The organism is Ligilactobacillus sp. ESL1201 (assembly GCF_058503265.1).
This window is the reverse complement of record NZ_CP196362.1, coordinates 1,877,763-1,895,781: the sequence shown is the minus strand read 5'-3', so window position 1 is coordinate 1,895,781 and position 18,019 is coordinate 1,877,763. Positions and strand designations below refer to the sequence as shown.

Below are 18,019 nucleotides of genomic sequence, written 5' to 3'. Positions count from 1 at the left end.
AGGTGAATATGCAATTTGCTAAAGTGATCCAAGGTTCGTTTTACTCACCAGTCACCCCAGACCAAGTGCACTACCAACAAGACGGCTTGATCTGTATTGATGATAACGGGGTGATCGCTGCAATTTTGTCACCGGGTGATCCGCAGTACCAGGAAGTGTTGCGGCAGGCTAAACAAGACGAGACTTTACGCTCTTTAGCCGCTAACCAAGTCTTGTTACCGGGATTGGTCGATCTTCATATTCATGCACCTCAGTGGCCTAACGCGGGAGTTGCTTTGGACCGCCCGTTAGCGGAGTGGTTAAATACTTATACTTTTCCGCTAGAGGCTAAGTACCAAGACCGGCAATTCGCACAAATGGTTTATGAGGATCTGGTACAGGAATTATTAGCTCACGGAACTACGACGGCGTTGTATTTTGGCTCAGTTCATAATCAGGGAAATTTAGCGTTGGCAAAGGCGTGTTTGAAATACCACCAGCGAGGTCTGATAGGTAAAGTGGTGATGGACGATCCCCAGCAAACTCCCGCTAACTACTGTGATGAAAGTGCGGCTAGTGCTTTGCAAGCGACAGAAGAATTGATTATAGCGATCCAGAAGTTAAACCAAACTGCGCAAGTAAAATTAACGCCGGTGATCACCCCGCGCTTTTTGCCTAGCTGTACCCCCGCGGCCTTGGCGGGATTAGGTGAACTGGCACGGCAGTATGATCTGCCGGTCCAATCCCACTGTAGTGAGAGCGATTGGGAAAATAATTACGCGTTAGAAAATTACCACCAGCGCGATGCGGCTGTTTTAGATCAGTACGGTTTGTTGACGGAAAGGTCGGTGATGGCGCACGGTACTTTACTAAATAAAGATGACCTGCGTCTATTTCACCAAAGAGGCGTTGCCATCGCGCATTGTCCGCTTTCTAATGTTTATTTTGGTAATGCGATCTTAGCTGCGCGCCCGCTATTAGCCGCCCACATTAAAATGGGACTGGGAACCGATATTTCTGGTGGCTATTCGCCTAGCCTATACCAAAATATGCAACAAGCAGTATTGTCATCGCACCAACGTCACGAAGGAGTTGATGGCAGTTTAGCGCCTGACCGGCGGGGAACCAATGAGGAATTTTTAACACTGAAAAATGCTTTTTACTTGGCGACCGTTGGTGGGGCACAGGCATTACACCTACCAGTAGGTCAAATTAAAGTTGGCTGTTATGCTGACTTACAGGTAATAGAACAAAGTTGGCGTGATTTTACGCCGCTAGATCCGGATTTGCGTTTGGAAAAATTACTGTACTTAACGACTAAAAACGATATTAAACAGGTGTTGGTTCAAGGAATCGCGGTAAAGGAGAGCACAGATGAAAAATAATGGTGAATTATTATACGGACCGGAAGATCAGATACCAGCATGGCAAGCTGTTTTACTGGGATTGCAACATGTGTTAGCAATGGACGTTTACGTGCCGCCACTGATCATTGCCGGCATGTTGGCGTTAGGTGCAGTGCAAAAAGCCGCGTTTTTACAAGTTGCTTTTTTAGCTTGCGGGTTAGGGACCTTATTACAAAGTGGACTGTTATTGAAAATGCCGATGTCACAGGGACCGTCCTATGTTCCGGTCGGTGCGATCGCTGGGGTTTATTTTGCTAACGGTGCGACTCACGGTGGCATGGCAACGGTGTTGGGGTCTTGCGTGGTCGGTTCGGTACTGTTACTTATTTTGGGTTGGAGCGGCTATTACCAAAAAATCGTGAATAAATTAGTTCCGAGTATAGTTGGGGGAACGATCATTGCTTGTGTCGGGTTGTCACTGTTGCCCTCCGCACTGAACGATAATATTTTTCAGGCTGCAGGCAATATTAACCAAAATATCCTGTTAGCAACTATTACTATGGGATCGTTATTACTAGCTATTATTCTGAGTAATTTTTTCCCTGGTTTAAGTAAGGTGTTAAAGTCGGGGTCGATCGTAATTGCGTTGTTGCTTGGGATGTTAGCCGCCAATGCGTTGCACCTAGTAGACTGGTCACTGATTGCAAAAACGGCATGGTTTTCTTGGCCCCACTTTACTATTTTTCATTATGGGGTTCGTTTTTCGGGGATGGCGATTTTAACTTTTATAATTATCTATATCGTGCTAACGACTGAAACTACCGGAACTTGGTTTGCGATGAGTGCGGTCACCGGGGAAAAATTATCTGTGAAACAGTGGAATCGGGGCTTGATCGGAGAGGGACTTAGCTGTTTATTAGCGGCTTTGCTAGGAAGTACACCGATGACGGGTTATTCTACCAATGCAGGTATTGTATCGATCACTGGGGTCGCTAGCCGTCGAGTTTTTATGGCGGTTGGTACGTGGTTTGTGATTTTAGGTTTTAGTGGTAAACTGGCTGCATTTTTAACGGCGATCCCAGCCGCGGTGATCGGTGGGATTTTTGCGATGATCTGTGTTATTATCATGCTCAACGGACTCAAAACGGTTCGTACGTTTACGGGAAATGATATTTATGTAGTCGGGGTGCCTTTGGTGTTGACGTTAGCGTTGATCTTAGTGCCGGCAAAAGTAATTTCTGCCGCTCCCCAATTTCTCCGGTATTTTCTCCAGTCTCCAATCACGATTGCAGCACTGGCAGCGATCGTACTCAACTTAATATTAAACTGGCACCCGCATTTTAGTACGCGCTTGTTAGCAAAATTAAATATGATGAAATAATAAAAAATTTAAGGTTATGATGTTTAGCGACAAAAGTAAAACTAGGGGAGTTGGGACAAAAAGAGGTTAGCAGTCGAGCACTAGCCTAGTTTCAAAGTAAAACCCGCACTTGGGTTTTATTTTGAAACGTAGCTAGGCGTAAACTGCTGCCTTTTGGAGCACGATCAAACAAGCTGTGAGTCAAGCCGGTTAGCGGTCGTGGACTAAGTGGCACTGACAAGCAAATCCTGTACTTAGATTTGTTTGTCAGTGCCTTTAGGACCTAGACTGCTGGCTTAACGAACGCGATTAAGTCTATTACTTACGAAAAGCAAAAGGGGAACTGGAACAAAACGGAGTTTTGTCCCAGTCCCCTTTTTTGGTCCCAACTCCTAATTTTTCAACGCTTGACAATTTTGCTCTTTGGTTTACAATGTAATCTATATTTACGATGTAAACTAAAGGAGGAAAAATTAAGTGGATGTTTTACGGGTAAGCGGTGTTTCAAAAACATACAAAAATGGTAAAAAAGCTGTGAATAATTTAAGCTTCAGCGTTCAAAAAGGGGAAATTCTAGGCTTTTTAGGTCCTAATGGTGCGGGAAAAAGTACGACGATCAGTATCATTGCTACTTTGCTTAAAGCAGATTCAGGAACGATTAACTACTTTGACGATAGCAGTCTTAGTGATAAACAAATCAAATGTAAATTAGGAGTGGTGCCACAAGACATTGCACTCTATGAAGATCTATCCGCTTATAAAAATGTCAAATTTTTTGCGGCATTATATGGGGTCAAACGAAATTTGCTTGAGCAAAAGGTCAAACAGGCACTGATCAAAGTAGGTTTACTCGAACGCAAAGACGACTTGCCAAGCAGTTTTTCGGGTGGGATGAAGCGGCGGTTAAACATTGCCTGTGCAATCGCGCATGAGCCAGAATTGATTATTTTTGATGAGCCAACGGTTGGGATCGATCCGCAATCGCGCAACCATATTTTAATGGCAATTAAAGACATGCGTGCTAACGGGGCGACAATTATTTATACGACGCACTACATGGAAGAGGTTCAGGCAATTTGTGACCGGATCATTATTATGGATAGCGGCCAAATTTTACTCAACGATACTTTAGCTAATATTTTAAGAAATGATATCGGAGCTAAAACTGGTAATCATAATTTGGAAGATGTTTTTTTATCACTTACCGGCAAAAAGCTACGTGACTAAAGAGGGAAAATGAAATGTTAATTATCATGAAGCAAGATTTACGAAACTTGCTGAAGAATAAACCGATTATGTCTTATTTAATTTTGTATCCGCCGTTGCTGATCATCTTAATGGGTTTTGTCTGCGGTGGGATGTTTGCTGGCGATGTCTTAACTTCTTACGACTACTACGGCGTGACGATGCTGATTTACTTATCCCTAGCAACGACGATTATTCTGCCAGAAATGTTGTTTGGTAGTCACGTTAAATTAGCGAATCGGCGCATTATTTATCTGCCGATTGCCCGCAGCAAGGTTTACTCGGCTAAATTGTTGGTAGCGATCAGTTTGTCTTATTTAATTTTGGCAATTTACCTAATTTTATTTAACGTTACGGGATTGGTTAACTTTGGTGGCAGGCAGATTGGCTGCATTTTGCTGCTCGACTTAGCCCTTGTTGCTTTTTCGATTACCTTAGGTGGCGCTTTTTGTGTCCTGATTAAAAGCGAGGATTTAGCAACTAAGTTGTTAAATATCTTGATTAATATTTTTGCTGTTCTATCGGGATTATTTTTTCCAATGACGATTTTGGGAAAAAAGGCAGCACAGCTAGCTAGTCTGTCTCCTGTCGCTAAAGTTACCACTAGTTTTTTTGGCGTAATTTACGATCATAATTTGGGACAGGTGACTGGTACAATAGCAATTTTACTGGCTTGTTCCTTGATATTTTTACTGATTATTCACGTGTTGTACAGACCAGAACAGTTTAAGGAGTAGCAAATGATAATTTTAAAAAATAATTTTTCCAGCTTTTGGCAACAGAAAAGCTACGTGCTATTAACTCTTCTTGTTTTGCTGGCAATGACAATTGCGGCTGCATATTTTGTGACTATGAAAACGCCACAAGCCGAGGTGGGAGTGCGTCCAAGTGCCACAGAATTATTGGCGGCAAAGCTTAATTCGAAAAAGATCACCTTTAAAAAGGTGAGCAAAGACGATCATTATTATCAAAATCTGCTGACAGGTAAGTATGATGCTTATGTTACTAAGAGTAACGGTCAGTACCACGTAACGACGGTTCGTAAAACGAATTTAAAAAAGCAGCTCACCGCCGTTTTGAATCAGAAAAAAACTCACAGAAATGCAGGAAAAGCCAAGCAGACATTTAAAATGCTGTTTAGTATTTTGTCCTTGAGCATGATGATGCTGGCAATCATGTTGACGAAATTTTATTTCGTTGAGCGTAACGGCCTAGCTCAGCGTATTTTCCTTAGTGGAACAGGAACTGGTTCGTATATTATCCAAAACCTATTATTTAACTTTTTAGTTTTATTAATTACGGGGAGTTTAAGTGTGACAATTGTTTTGCCGTTATTTGGGATCGAATTGTCACCGGTATTATTTGGTGGAATTCTTCTCAGTTCACTGGTTTCTGCGTCGTTTGGTTTAATGCTAGCGACTTTGACTGCTAATAATGAGGGAACGCTCGGGATTGGAACCATGTTGATCGCACTGACGACGCTACTTTCTGGTGTCTTTTTTCCGGTCAAAAAAGGCTCAATTCAAGCTAGCATTCAATATTGGTTGCCGCAGCATTATTTGGCACAAATCGGTAAGTATTTAGATGGCAGCAAAGAAATTTCGCTAGCAATAGTAATGATATTAGGTTATACAATTGCGTTTGCGGTAATTGCTGTAGTGGCACAAAAAAGGAGGATGGCACGTTAAAATGACAAAGACGAAGCAAATTATTAGTTTTATGGGGCTAACGATTGCAATGTTTGTTGGAACGCTCGACAGCACGATCGTTAACATTGCTTTACCCAAAATCATGAATCAGTTTAATACCAGCTTGAACGATACGAGTTGGGTGACAACGATTTATACGCTGGCGCTGGCTGTCTTTATGATCACTGGTTCCAAATTAGCGGATCAATATGGTAGAAAAAAAGTAATGCTAGTGGGATTAACTATTTTTGGCGGCTTTTCTGCAGCTTGTATGTTTGCCCCCAATTTGTTAGCTTTAATTGTTTTTCGCTTTTTCCAAGGGATCGGTGGCGCAATTATCACCCCAATCGTTTTACCAATGGGGATCGAGCTTTTTGGTAAAGAAAATACTTCTAAGATTTCCAGTGTGGTCGGTGCGATCACGGCATTAGCTGCTGCAAGTGGCCCCCCAATTGGTGGGATCATCATTCAGGTAAGTTCATGGCGGTTAGTTTTTGGTATCAATGTTCCCCTAGCACTTTTGGCATTAGTGATCATCGCAGTTCTTGTCGCTGAATCTTATGACGATACTTTAAGTGGTGGAATAGATTGGCTGGGGATGTTAGCTTTAACGGTTTCTTTAGGCGCAATTACTTTTGGGCTGCTCGAAGGCAGGCAATTTGGTTGGACTTCACCGGTAATTATTTCTGCGTTAGTAGTCGGCATTTTAGCGTTAGTTGCCTTCTATTTGATTGAAAAACGAGTTGCTTCACCCCTAATTGAACTATCTTTATTAAAAGAAAAAACGTTGACGGCTTCGGGTTTAGTTTATTTGGTAACGGGTTTTTCCCTAGTTTGTCCGATGTTGATCATCAATTACTTTTTGCAAGACGTTTTGAATTACAGCGCGCTGCATGCGGCATTTATTATTATTCCGGTTTCGTTGACCGTGATGGTTGCAATGCCGCTGGGAACTAAGATCTTGGACGCAATGGGTGCGAGGTTAATTACCTTGATGGGGCTTTTTTTGATTGCATGTAGTTTGGTATTACTATCGTTAGTTAAGACGAATACCCCGACTGCAGTAATCGTTGTTTTCTTAATCGTTAATGGTTTTGGTTTCGGCTTTTCGTCGGTTTCACTAGTCGCTTCAGTTAAGTATCTGCCTAAAGCTAAAACGGGGATCGGGTCGGGAATCGTCAACGCATTACGCCAAATCGGCACATGTTTGGGTGTGGCGCTGTTGGTGACGGTTTTGAATAATAACGTCAGTAATGCCAAAACAAAACTGAAGACTAATTCGATTCAAACGGTCAAACAGCATCGTTTGTCTCCGCAGGTTAAAGCCATAGCCATTGGTGATATTAACGCAATTTTTACTGGGAAAAATAGTAAGGTAAGTATTAAGTCCATGACGAAAAATATTAAAACTGTCGCCAAACAAACGACGGATCTGCCTAGACCTAACGGCAAGAATTCACTCGGCAAGTTATATCGGGCGCAGGAACGATTAGCAGCTGGCAACGAAAAATTGGCAGCGAGTCTGAGCCGATTTAATGGCGGTATTAACGAGCCGCTGCTGAGTAAGGCAGTAAAACCTTTAAGTGCGGGAGTAAGCAAACTTACTGCGGGTCAGGCTAAAGTTTTGACGGCGATTAAATTGTTAGCACAAAAACAGGAATTACGAGCAGTCCTGAATACTATTAACAAACAAAAAAACCAACAGCTGACGACTGCTTTTAGCAAAACTTATTTATTAGCAGCTATTATCGTTTTTTTATGTTTGCCGCTGACGTGGTGGACCGATTACGACCAAAAGTAGGATTTTCTTTTGCTAACGGTGCATTTTTACGGTATATTTTTCTTAATTAGGTTTAAGAAAAGGGATAATTAAATTGACTGCAAGACCAACCAAAGAAACGTTAAGTAGTTCGTATATTTTACAAGTAGCATTAAATTTACTCGATCAAGTTGGGCTGGAAAAATTTTCAATGCGGAAACTTGGCGATCGGCTGGGGGTCTCGGCGATGGCAGTTTACCGTTATTTTCCCAATCAAAAAGACCTGTTTGATAACTTAGTCGAACAAGTGTGGCAAAGTGTTTTAACGGTTAAACTTGACCAAGATTTAGACTGGCAAAAACAAATAACTGAGTTGATGCTTCATTTACGCCAAGTGTTGGCGCAGCACCCAAACATTTTGCCGTTGATCTCGACTCGACCGATCGTGACGGATAAAGAATTTGTCTTAGTCGATCAGCTTTTAGCTAATTTTGTTAAAGTTGGACTAAAAATTAAGCCAACGACGGTTTTCTTAATTAACTCGTTGACTTTTTATACTATTGGTTTTGTGTGGGATGAAGCTGTCGGTAACGAAAATACGAATCTTGACGTCGCAGCACTTAATAACTTTCAGTCCAAATCGGTTGCTTTTCAAAAGTTTATGCAGCCGCTACGAGCAGCCGCTAATCAATTTAGTGCTGATGAGCAATTTTTAATGGGGATCAATGCGATTTTAGCTGGTTGGAAATAAAAGCGGCGTTTTTGTGCGCAGCCTTTGACCATAAATTCCTATAGCAGCAACATCACTACTACCACGGCAAACGGAAAGACAAAAACGCTTTCCGTTAAAATACGGGTAGCAAACGCCACGTCTAACTGTGCGCGTTTGGCGATCATCGGTAAAACCGTCATCATCGGAGTGACTGATTGGATCAGCAGCGTCGCAGTCATCATTTTCGGTAAAACAAACCACCCTAAATGCTGATTGAGCATTAAAACTAGCAACATCATCACAGGAGAGATCACGAATTTGCCCACCTGTGCGATCAAATCGTAACTGCGGATCTTGAGTTGTGCTAGTTGCGTTCGTTCTAGTTGCAGCCCTAAAAATAAGAGGGAAAGTGGCGTTACCGTGCCTGCGATGTAATTACAAGACTGGTATAAAAAATCCTGTGGCGGTAATTTGATCCCCGCAAAAAAGAATACTAGTCCGACGATAAAACCCCACATCGGCATCGGCAGCATTTTAATGATCTTGCTTAGTATTCCACCCTTACTGATATTGGTGACGCCGCCGTCTTTGTACATTAAATTGACCCCAATGCCCCACGTTGAGATCGTGTTGGCGATAAAATACGAGAGAAAATAAGGCAAACTGCTGCTACCAAATAAGGCTAAGTTCAGTGGCATCCCGACAAATAAAGTGTTGGCGTTGATATAGCCGTTGATAAAACTGCTATTTTTATCTTTTGGTAAGTGAAGTCCCTTGCCGGTCAATTGCGCTAAAAATAAGCATAAAATGATGGCGACTAATGAAAGCGCGGCGCCGATCAGTAGCAGTTTAAAATTGCCGCGTGTCAGGTACTTTTGAGTCGCGATAAAGATCGAAATTGGTAAAGCGACATTGACCACGAAAGTCGAGATGTCGTTCATAAAATTAGGGCTAAAGATCTGGCTTTTACCTAACAGCCAGCCGAGTGCGATGATCAAGATGATGATCATCACGCTATTTAACGAGACCAAAAAAGTTGCTAACATGTTTTTCTTCCTTTGTTTTTTTGTTGTATTTATTTTACAGCAAATAGAGCAACTTACCAAACTAGATTAAAATTTGGTGAGTTATTTTTAAAAATTTGCTTGCAATTAACTGAGATAGCTCGTATGATATAAAGTAAATTCAGGTCAGGAGGGCTTAAAGATGACAAAAATCGTAAACAATCACACCAATGCTGCGTACTACTATTTTTATCAATACTTTAAGACCTGATCTGTTTTCCAAAATTACAGTTAATTTTGGCTACACAGGTCTTTTCGTATTTTGGTAGACTGTGTAGCACAAGTAAAGCCTGCACGGTCACACGTGCAGGCTTTTTTGCGTCATCATTGAGGAGGGTACATATTATGGATATTAAAAAAAGCAGTAGACAGGTTTTGTGGGACACATTAAACGGGCTATCGGTCGGGATCGTCGTCGCACTGATCCCCGGAGTTTTAGTCAGTTTAGTCGTTAAGTTGTTATTACCGGTCGCGCCTAGCTTGAGCGGGGCGATTTCATTTCTGACGGGGATCGCTACCATTTTAATGCCGGCGATCTGCGGCGCTTGTGTCGGAATGACCGCTAAGTTGACGCCCATTCAAACTTCTTCGTTAGCTCTCGCGGCAATGTGTGGCGCGGGCAACATCACGATGCAACACCAACAACTGATCGCTAAGGGCAGCGGCGACGTGATCAATATTGCTATTACCATTATGATTGCTTACGCTTTGATTTTACTGCTCGGTAAAAAGCTAAAGGCCTACACTATTTTATTGGTGCCATTAGTCGTGACGCTTGTCGGCGGGGGGATCGGACAATTGACACTGCCGTACGTGCGGATGATCACGACCGAAATCGGCATTGGCATCGCTCATTTAATGGACTTACAGCCACTTTTGATGGGGGTGGTGATCGGGATCGTTTTTGCATTACTGATCGTTTCGCCGCTATCATCAGTTGGCATCGCCACGGCTATCAGCATTAGCGGTACTGCTGCGGGTTGTGCTAACTTAGGTATCACGGCAGCATCATTTGCGTTAGCAATTTATGGCTGGCGGGTCAATTCGGTCGGGACTTCACTTGCTCATTTCCTCGGCTCACCTAAAATGCAGATGGCTAACCTACTGGCTCACCCACAAAATTTCTTACCGTTGATCGTCAATGCAGGCATTATGGGCGGGATCGGTGCAATCTGTCAGATCCAAGGCACGGCGGCGAGCGCCGGCTTTGGTTTTTCCGGACTGGTAGGCCCGGCGATCGCGCTGGCAGGATTATCGTTCACGCCGTTAAATTGGGGACTGATCATTTTAGTTTACTTAGTATTGCCGATCGCATTGGGATTGGTTAGCAACTGGCTGTGTCGTAACCGCGTCTTCAAGGAACAAGATTTCGCGCTGGAATTCAACTAAAATATGTGAGTATCAACCTAATTAAAAAGCAAAGCCTGAAACTGGGTTTTGTTTTTTAGCTTAAAATAAATCATCATGTGATCTGGTACGAACTAACGTTAAAATTATTAGAGTATTCTCGATTTTATAAATCAACAGCCAATTTTTTCAATGTGTAATTCCCTGTAACCTTGCCATTCACCTTTTAGTGCATGATCATGGTATTTACGTTTTAATTTACCGAGATCATAGTTTAAAAGGTCATTCAAAACTAACTCGAATTATCAATATTATGATGCTTTTTAATTATTTTTTTAAAATCTCGTTTAAATGTCGGGGTACGTTCAATTTTCATTTGTTAGATCCGCCATTAATTCAGCAATATTATTAAATTGCTTTAAATTACCACTAGTGGCTTCTTTACGAGCCTGAATGTTTTTAGAAGTGACCCGCTGTGGGCGAAATGGTAAGCCGTTATTGGCAAGACTTTGTTTGAAAAATAAATTAACGGCAGTCGATAAGTCTAATCCTAAATCTCCGTATAATTTTTTCAGCTCATTTTTTTCTTTTTTATCAATTCTCATCGTAAAAACCGTTTTTTCGTTTGCTTTTAAAGCCATAAAAATCACCTCTTGGTTATTATATAACAATGTCTAAACATTGTCTTTATAAGTAGCTGATATTGTACTAGAAAATAGATGGACTAAGTGGCACCAACAAGCAAATCCTGTATTTGGATTGTTTTGTTACCTAGACCGCTGGCCTGAAAAACGCGATTAAGTCTATCACTTACGGAAAATAAAAATAGGGGCTGGAACAACAGAGTTTTGTCTCAGCCTCTTCTTTTTAATTTGGATACAATTCGGTGCGAACTAATATTAGGATTATTAAGGCATCTTTAATCTGCTAAATTAACAGCTAATTTTTTCGTCATGATAAAAACCTCCTATATTTAATTGTCGTAGGTAATTTTGTCTTTGCTGCCACTGAAGCCAGCATTTTTTTCTGACATTTTTTTGAGATAAGTCCAAATTTGTTCCCGTTTGGTGCGTAAGAAGTACAAAGAAACTAGATAAATAACAATAGTCAGTCCGATCCAGAGCGGATTTTTTGAGATCCAAGCCGCGAAGATCAGCGCATTTAACGGCCGCGCCATCAAGTTGAAACTAGTGATCAACACGATCCCTGCCGGTAAAGCAACGCCGTAATGCGAAACTGCACCGGTATAGATCTGTCCCAACCAGCTACTTGCGTACAGTCCGAGACTGAACCAAATGATTCCGTTGCAGATGACTTTTAAAATATTACCGCGAGTAACGGCGACGATCGATTCGACCATAAATGGGATCGAAATCAAGTCAACGATCGGTAAGGTTTTGTTGCCCGGTAGGATAAATGCAATCAGTACCATGATCGGGATCAAGATCACACCTGCGATGATCGTTGCGGGTTCACCGTAACCAACTCCATCGTCAACTGCTAAGAACCACCGTTTCTGATCGGCGATTTGATCGTCTTCAGCCGTTGCATCTGGCTTAGTTTTGCGCTGTTTATCGATTTCTTCGGCTAGAGGTGAAAAGGCTTTAGAGAAAACATCGGTAACTAGCGGGAAGATAGTCATTACGGCGGAAAGTTCGATGGCAAAAGTTAAGATTTGCCCCCAAGCACTGAGGGTACCGAGTGATTTGAGATTGCCCAAGATGCCGACGATCACGCCTAAGATCGCACCTAGTGTCGTTGGTTCACCGAAAGCCCCAAGTTTATTTTTAAAATAGTCGGGAGTCATTTTGATTTTGTTAAGACCAATCATATTCCACAATGGATCCAGTAAAATCGCCGGTAAGGCCTGCTCCATATTGTGAATGGAACATACGGTTGCGTTTTTAACGCCGTAATAATCGGACCAGCGATCGGCTTGGATTTCTGCTAACACTAGGGTATAAAGCAACATGAAAATTGATAATCCTAAGGAAAGCCAGAAGTTGTGGGTCACAAAGTAAGCCAGTGTGCCCCAGATCATGAAGCCGAAGTTATTCCAAAGATTAGATGGCATGAAGACCTTGGTAACTTTAAAGACGAACAGTAATAATTCCAGCAATAACCCGAAGACGAAGAAACTTAAGCCAACGGTCGAACCAAACGAGGCCAAAGAACCAGCCTGCCAGCCAATATCGACGATCGGCAAGTGGATCCCCGTATTATTGACCATTTGTTTGATCACCTTAGTAACAACTGGAGTAAACGCGGAAATAATCCAAGTAAAACCGGTCAGGCCAACGCCCGCATAAAAAGCACTCATCATCGCGGTTTTAGGACGAACACGCAGGCATAAGGCAACGATAAAAATCATAATTGGCACAACGACTGCTGCCCCAAAGGTCTGAAAAATCTTGTTAACGAGCTCTAACATAAAAACTCTCCTTTAAATAAATGTTGTGCCTAATTTTCTACTGAAGGTATTAATATTACCCACATTCATTTTTAAATGTCTAGTACCAAGCATTTTGGTATTAACAAGTATTAGCTATCGTAAGTACGGCAAAGGTGTGTATTCCAAGGATCATGTATCTGTTTTGTCTCAAGTTTTTTGTCTCAACTCCTCAATTTTTTATACTGAGTTTAGGTGAGTTAAAATTATTTTTGCTTGGTTTTTCATTTCACGCGGACTTTCTTGTAAAACATTGGTGATCCATAGTGTGAGCATTGCGTGCATGCCACCGGTGGCGAAGGCTTTTTTAGTTTGGCTGATCTGTCGTTTGCGATAATGTTTTTTAACGTTCCCATTTTTGTTCATTTGTGCAATTAACTCCTTGAAGGATAGTAATAGTGTTTTATTTTGAGTATAGTAATTACAGTAAAGATAACAATTGTAACTTTTATTATCAATAAGGGGAGATTAAAATGAATTTTTATCGTCATCATTGGTATGATGTGGGGTTAATAATTTTTGTACTATTAACTTTTTACATGATTTTTGTGGGAGTATATCAACTGACGTCCATCCAGGTAATTTTAATGGCTAATTTCATGGCGTTGCTACTGCACCAATTCGAAGAATATCGTTTGCCGGGTGGAGCGGCAATTGTGATCAACCGGGTGTTATACGGTGAAAAGAAAAATTACCGTCGTTTTCCAGGTAATGTTCAAAGTAGTATGGTGGTTAACCTGCTAGCATATATTTTTTATCTAGCGGCAGTTTTTTTACCACATTTGATTTGGCTGGGATTAGCACAAAGTTTTTTTGGCTTTATCCAAGTCTTAGGTCATGGAGTAATGTTTAACGTGCGGATGAAACGTTGGTATAATCCGGGAATGTTAACTGCAGTGGGCCTTCATTTGCCCCTAGGTATTTACTATTTAGTTTATGTGACGCACCATCACCTAGTGACGGGGGGAGACTATTTAGGTGGTATTATCGCTACGATCGTCGCAGTAATATTAACCATTCCCGTTCCGATCCTACTTTATCGTAATGAAAATAGTCCGTATGAGTTTACGATGGAAGAAGCCAAACGGTTTAACGTAATTGACAAAATGAAAGAGAAGGGACTTTGAGTTGAAAAATAAAGAATATAAAAAATTTACGACTGTAGTATTTGAATTTGACGATTAGGCAATAAATATAGTAAGCTACACATTTAGGGAGGGATACTAATGAAAGAAGAAATTGGAGCACGGATCGGCCCACAGATTAAAATCGCTAATACGCTGATCGAAAAGGAGTTGAACAACCGTGTTTCGTCCTTGTTAAATGATTTAACGGGTCCGCAGATCACCCTGCTAGTTTATCTCTACGAAACGCAAGACAGGGTGGTTACGCAAAAAGAAGTTGCACAGTGTTTCGTGTTGAGTCACCCGACGATTCGCGGCATCGTTAAACGATTGGAAAATAATGGCTTATTGGAGTTGGCGCCACTTCCCAGCGATGCGCGGCAAGTGGTGTTGAAGTTATCGGCTCAAGGGCAAAACTTGATCGCCACACATATCCAAGAGATTTACGCAGTAATGAATGACGTCAATCACCGGATCGTGGCCCACTTATCCGTTGAGCAGCAAAAACAATTAAGTGTAATTTTAGCGCAGATCATTCACAACTTTTAATTTGCGTGGCTAAAAAATGTAGCTTGCTACAAAAATGAAGGAAAAAATGGAAAATAACAGGCAATCAATTACGGGTACTCAACGTGCGTGGATGATGGCAGTCTTACTTTTCGGTTCGTTTGGCACTGCGCTGGTGATGCTCGTGATCACACTAGCTAGTTTGACGGCAAAAAACCCCAATGTCGGCTTGATTGCCGGTTATCGCTGGGGTTTTGTACTGATGACATTTCTAGCAGTGCTCGGTTTAGGATTTTCCTTTTTGCTACCGACTGAGCAAGAAAATGACTGATTATTTAGTTGGAGGTAGTTTCTTTTTCATCAAACTGAGTCGCCGCACCAATGCCACGCCGCCGATGTTTTTGGTGTAGCTAACGACCTTGGAGTATTTTTTGCAGGTGTCTTTGGCTAAATGCATGGCTTTGTGACTGATACTTTGGGTATAAACGACGACCAGGTCGGCCTTGCGGATCTGTGCGACTATCGTATCCTGGGGTTCATCTCCACTTAAGTAGTTAAATTGCCCCTCACGCTCGGTAATTTCGGCTGCCGAATTTTTGTGCAGGTTTTTGTTAGTTCCGCCGATAGTCAGGATCTTTAATCCCCGTAAGATTGGTTTAACTCGCGGTCTTTTTGGGGCTGGCTGAGTATTTTTCTTTTTGACCGTTTTAGTGGTCTTGGGCATTGGTAATTCAGAAACGTTATATTTCCAAATGACCCGGCCGTTGAGCGGCGTGTCCGGCTCGTAAGCATAGTCGATCACGTCGCCTTTTTTGATGTGAAAGCGCAAGACATCGGCGTTATTTAGCAAAATCTTGATGGGTAAACTTTCGCCCGCGGTTTTAGTTTCAAAATAAAGTTGGCGCAATTCCTCGTTGTATAAAACGATTGCCATGGAAGCGATGGTCCTGACGTTTTGGTGTTTAGGATCGGCTGTGATCAGCTTATAACTGTACTCTTGCTTTTGTTTGTTAGAAGAGAGCGGCTTTTGCGCGGTTGCTTGAACGAAGTCACCCTGATGTAAGTCAAGGTCGCGAATCACTTTTTCTGGAACGTAAATATTTTCTTTGCGGTGAATGAGACCGCCCCGTAGCCGTTGTTGAAAATACCCCTTGATAATGGTGTGGTCGTGATTGACGCTTTCATGAAAATTAAGGCTGGGCTTGCTTATTTTTTCAGGTTGTTTCTTAGGCGTTTTAACCGGGGTAATTTCTGGTGTCTGTTCTTTGGTGGTGTTCTTAGCGGTTGGTTTAGGTTGATAGAAACTAGCTTTATCGATTGCCGCCAAGATGTTTAATTGGCTTTTAATACTATCGCTGGTACTTTGAATGTTTTCACTCGTTAAAGCGTCAACGAATTGTTTGATTTCATTTTTGACGGCTTGTAGTAACTCATCTTTTGCCAAAAAAGCCCCTCCTTTTATGATTTAGGTTGTTAGTTTATTTTAGTAACGGGTAGTGTGCCATCTGCGGGACTTCTTGCCAAGCGACCGGGTAACCCGCACCGTGCGCACAAAAAACTGAGCCGGGTGGATTGTCCACATCGTGAGTCGGGTGGTAGTCGGCTTGGGCGATCACGTCTTTTGCGTTGTGGCACTCACGGTACCCGGCTAGGCTGTATTCGAGGTGACCTTGACCGTGAGTGTAAGCACGGACTTGTGTGGCGTAGCCTTGCATTTGTTCCACGGGTGCTGTGCCGGTGATCGTTTGCGTTGCTGCATTAGTCGTTGTTAGCGGGGTAAATGTTCCGTGCATTTTTTGAATATCGTTAAGCGCACGGCCAACTTGATTTTGCTCGACCGTCAAGCTAAAACGATACCAAGGTTCGAGTAACTGACAGTGACCTCGTTGCCGCAATTCCATCAGTCCTTGACGTACAGCGCGCCACGTAGCTTCGCGAAAATCACCACCGCTGGTGTGTTTGATATTGTCCTTGCCACCGATCAGCGTGATTTTAACGTCCGTTAGCGGTGCGCCTACCAAAACACCACGCTGCACCTTAGCTTGTAGGCTGTGTAAAATTTGTTGTTGCCAGTGGCGGGCTAAGACTTCTAAAGAACAGTTGCTGGCAAAAGTCAGTCCGCTGCCTTGCGGTGCTGGTTCTAATAGTAGGTGGACTTCCGCGTAGTGACGCAAGGGTTCGAAATGACCGACTCCTTCGCTTTGGGCGGTGATCGTTTCTTGGTAAATGATCCCGCCGGCGTTAAACGTTAGCGTCAGGTCAAATCTTTCTAATAACAGTTGTTGTAAAATTTCCAGTTGTACTTCGCCCATCAGCTGGACCGTAACTTGTTGGAGTTGCGGTTCCCACGAAACGTTAAGCAACGGGTCTTCATCGGCTAGTTGGCGTAAGGCCGCTAAACAGCGCGCTTCGTCTTGTCCCTTAGTGTCTATCGTGTAGTTTAATACCGGCTGCATTAGTGGATGTAGGTCGGGCAGTTTGCCTAGGCCTTGACCGGGGTAGGTATCTGTCAGTCCCGGGATCGTGCAGATCTGTCCGGCATTGACCTGATCAGTAGTAGTGTACTTTTCACCCTGATAAACGCGCAGTTCATTGATTTTTTGCCCCGCAACTAACGGTTGTTTGGGTTGCAACGAACCGCTCATGACGCGTAGCCAAGTCAAGCGTTCACTCTTGGTGTTGTGGGCGATTTTAAACACGCGCCCGCTAAATTGGGGCTGTGTCGATACATAAGACTTACTCCAGCGCGCCAGACCGTCTAGTAACGTGGTGACGCCTGTCAGTTTGAGGGCGGAACCGAAATAGCAAGGAAAAATTTGGCGGGCCGCTATCATATCTTGAATGGTTTTAACTGACAAGGTGCTGTTTTCCAAGTAGGTTGCAAGCACTTGGTCGTCTTGGAGCGCGATTTCTTCTAATAAGGCGGCCGGTAGTTCGTCTTGGTCGCTAAAATCGAGGCACCCAGCTGCTAACTGCACTTTAAGTTGCGCTAATAATTGGCTTGAGTCGACCAGTGCGGTGTCCATTTTGTTGACGAAAATCAGCGTCGGCACGTGGTAAGTCTGCAACAGGTCCCACAGAGTTTTAGTGTAACCCTGTACGCCCGCAGTGGCAGAAATCACCAAGATCGCGTAGTCCAAGACGCTTAACGTTTGTTCGGCTTGAGCTGCGAAATCGACGTGTCCCGGGGTGTCCAACAAGGTGACTGCGAGATCGTGATAAGTGAAGTTAGCCTGGTGTGCAAAAATGGTGATGCCGCGTTTTTTTTCTAAGTGATCTGAATCGAGTAAGGTGTCGCCGTGATCGACGCGTCCCAACTGACGTAACTGGCCGCTTTGGTATAGCAAAGCTTCTGCCAACGTGGTTTTACCGGCATCGACGTGAGCAAAAATTCCAACAACGCTTTCTTTCATGGCTGCACCTCCTTAAGATAAATTTG

The 18,019-nt window shown here is 42.8% G+C and carries 18 protein-coding genes; 11 read left to right on the top strand and 7 right to left on the bottom strand.

Annotated features, from left to right (window positions below; translation table 11 throughout):
* Positions 1–8 precede the first annotated feature (8 nt).
* The 7 genes from guaD (at position 9) to ACSYSK_RS09140 (ending at position 8,128) form a co-directional block, all read left to right on the top strand.
* Complete coding sequence (gene guaD, locus ACSYSK_RS09170) at positions 9–1,364, top strand: guanine deaminase (RefSeq protein ID WP_491714834.1); 1,356 nt, start codon at positions 9–11, stop codon at positions 1,362–1,364.
* Positions 1,354–2,706 (top strand): uracil-xanthine permease family protein, encoded by a 1,353-nt coding sequence (locus tag ACSYSK_RS09165; protein WP_491714833.1) that lies wholly within the window; start codon positions 1,354–1,356, stop codon positions 2,704–2,706. Before guaD ends, ACSYSK_RS09165 begins: the two co-directional genes overlap by 11 nt.
* Positions 2,707–3,162: 456 nt before the next feature.
* The gene (locus ACSYSK_RS09160) at positions 3,163–3,912 is read left to right on the top strand and encodes an ABC transporter ATP-binding protein (protein ID WP_491714832.1); all 750 of its coding nucleotides are present in this window, start codon (positions 3,163–3,165) and stop codon (positions 3,910–3,912) included.
* A 14-nt stretch (positions 3,913–3,926) separates the two neighbouring features.
* A complete protein-coding gene (locus ACSYSK_RS09155) occupies positions 3,927–4,667 on the top strand; it encodes an ABC transporter permease (RefSeq protein WP_491714831.1) in 741 nt (246 codons plus the stop codon).
* A 3-nt stretch (positions 4,668–4,670) separates the two neighbouring features.
* Positions 4,671–5,618, top strand: a complete 948-nt coding sequence (locus tag ACSYSK_RS09150) for an ABC transporter permease (protein WP_491714830.1) — start codon at positions 4,671–4,673, stop codon at positions 5,616–5,618.
* Between the two features lies 1 nt (position 5,619).
* Positions 5,620–7,419, top strand: a complete 1,800-nt coding sequence (locus ACSYSK_RS09145; protein ID WP_491714829.1) for an MFS transporter — start codon at positions 5,620–5,622, stop codon at positions 7,417–7,419.
* A gap of 73 nt (positions 7,420–7,492) precedes the next feature.
* Entirely contained in the window at positions 7,493–8,128 is a 636-nt protein-coding gene (locus ACSYSK_RS09140) for a TetR/AcrR family transcriptional regulator (protein WP_491714828.1), read from the top strand.
* A gap of 38 nt (positions 8,129–8,166) precedes the next feature.
* On the opposite strand, the gene ACSYSK_RS09135 is transcribed toward ACSYSK_RS09140, so the two are convergent.
* Positions 8,167–9,135: an AEC family transporter gene (locus ACSYSK_RS09135; protein ID WP_491714827.1), complete on the bottom strand. Its 969-nt coding sequence runs from the start codon at positions 9,133–9,135 to the stop codon at positions 8,167–8,169.
* Positions 9,136–9,504: 369 nt separating this feature from the next.
* Here ACSYSK_RS09135 and ACSYSK_RS09130 point away from each other — a divergent pair, with 369 nt between their 5' ends.
* Positions 9,505–10,542, top strand: coding sequence for a PTS sugar transporter subunit IIC (locus ACSYSK_RS09130; RefSeq protein WP_491715885.1), 1,038 nt, complete (start codon positions 9,505–9,507; stop codon positions 10,540–10,542).
* A gap of 131 nt (positions 10,543–10,673) precedes the next feature.
* Here ACSYSK_RS09130 and ACSYSK_RS09125 read toward each other — a convergent pair whose 3' ends face one another.
* The 4 genes from ACSYSK_RS09125 to ACSYSK_RS09110 form a co-directional block, all read right to left on the bottom strand.
* Positions 10,674–10,790: a type II toxin-antitoxin system mRNA interferase toxin, RelE/StbE family gene (locus tag ACSYSK_RS09125; protein WP_491714826.1), complete on the bottom strand. Its 117-nt coding sequence runs from the start codon at positions 10,788–10,790 to the stop codon at positions 10,674–10,676.
* A 75-nt stretch (positions 10,791–10,865) separates the two neighbouring features.
* The gene (locus tag ACSYSK_RS09120; RefSeq protein ID WP_491714825.1) at positions 10,866–11,141 is read right to left on the bottom strand and encodes a type II toxin-antitoxin system RelB/DinJ family antitoxin; all 276 of its coding nucleotides are present in this window, start codon (positions 11,139–11,141) and stop codon (positions 10,866–10,868) included.
* A 332-nt stretch (positions 11,142–11,473) separates the two neighbouring features.
* Positions 11,474–12,931: a PTS galactitol transporter subunit IIC gene (locus tag ACSYSK_RS09115; RefSeq protein WP_491714824.1), complete on the bottom strand. Its 1,458-nt coding sequence runs from the start codon at positions 12,929–12,931 to the stop codon at positions 11,474–11,476.
* A 198-nt stretch (positions 12,932–13,129) separates the two neighbouring features.
* Positions 13,130–13,315: a hypothetical protein gene (locus tag ACSYSK_RS09110; RefSeq protein WP_491714823.1), complete on the bottom strand. Its 186-nt coding sequence runs from the start codon at positions 13,313–13,315 to the stop codon at positions 13,130–13,132.
* A gap of 107 nt (positions 13,316–13,422) precedes the next feature.
* On the opposite strand from ACSYSK_RS09110, the gene ACSYSK_RS09105 reads away from it, so the two are divergent.
* From ACSYSK_RS09105 to ACSYSK_RS09095, 3 genes are all read left to right on the top strand, one after another.
* Complete coding sequence (locus ACSYSK_RS09105; protein ID WP_491714822.1) at positions 13,423–14,076, top strand: HXXEE domain-containing protein; 654 nt, start codon at positions 13,423–13,425, stop codon at positions 14,074–14,076.
* A 99-nt stretch (positions 14,077–14,175) separates the two neighbouring features.
* Complete coding sequence (locus ACSYSK_RS09100; RefSeq protein ID WP_491714821.1) at positions 14,176–14,622, top strand: MarR family winged helix-turn-helix transcriptional regulator; 447 nt, start codon at positions 14,176–14,178, stop codon at positions 14,620–14,622.
* A 46-nt stretch (positions 14,623–14,668) separates the two neighbouring features.
* Complete coding sequence (locus ACSYSK_RS09095; RefSeq protein ID WP_491714820.1) at positions 14,669–14,911, top strand: hypothetical protein; 243 nt, start codon at positions 14,669–14,671, stop codon at positions 14,909–14,911.
* On the opposite strand, the gene ACSYSK_RS09090 is transcribed toward ACSYSK_RS09095, so the two are convergent.
* Positions 14,912–16,024, bottom strand: a complete 1,113-nt coding sequence (locus tag ACSYSK_RS09090; protein ID WP_491714819.1) for a DUF2325 domain-containing protein — start codon at positions 16,022–16,024, stop codon at positions 14,912–14,914. It abuts the gene before it with no gap.
* A 34-nt stretch (positions 16,025–16,058) separates the two neighbouring features.
* A complete protein-coding gene (locus ACSYSK_RS09085; protein ID WP_491714818.1) occupies positions 16,059–17,993 on the bottom strand; it encodes a GTP-binding protein in 1,935 nt (644 codons plus the stop codon).
* Between the last annotated feature and the right edge of the window lie 26 nt (positions 17,994–18,019).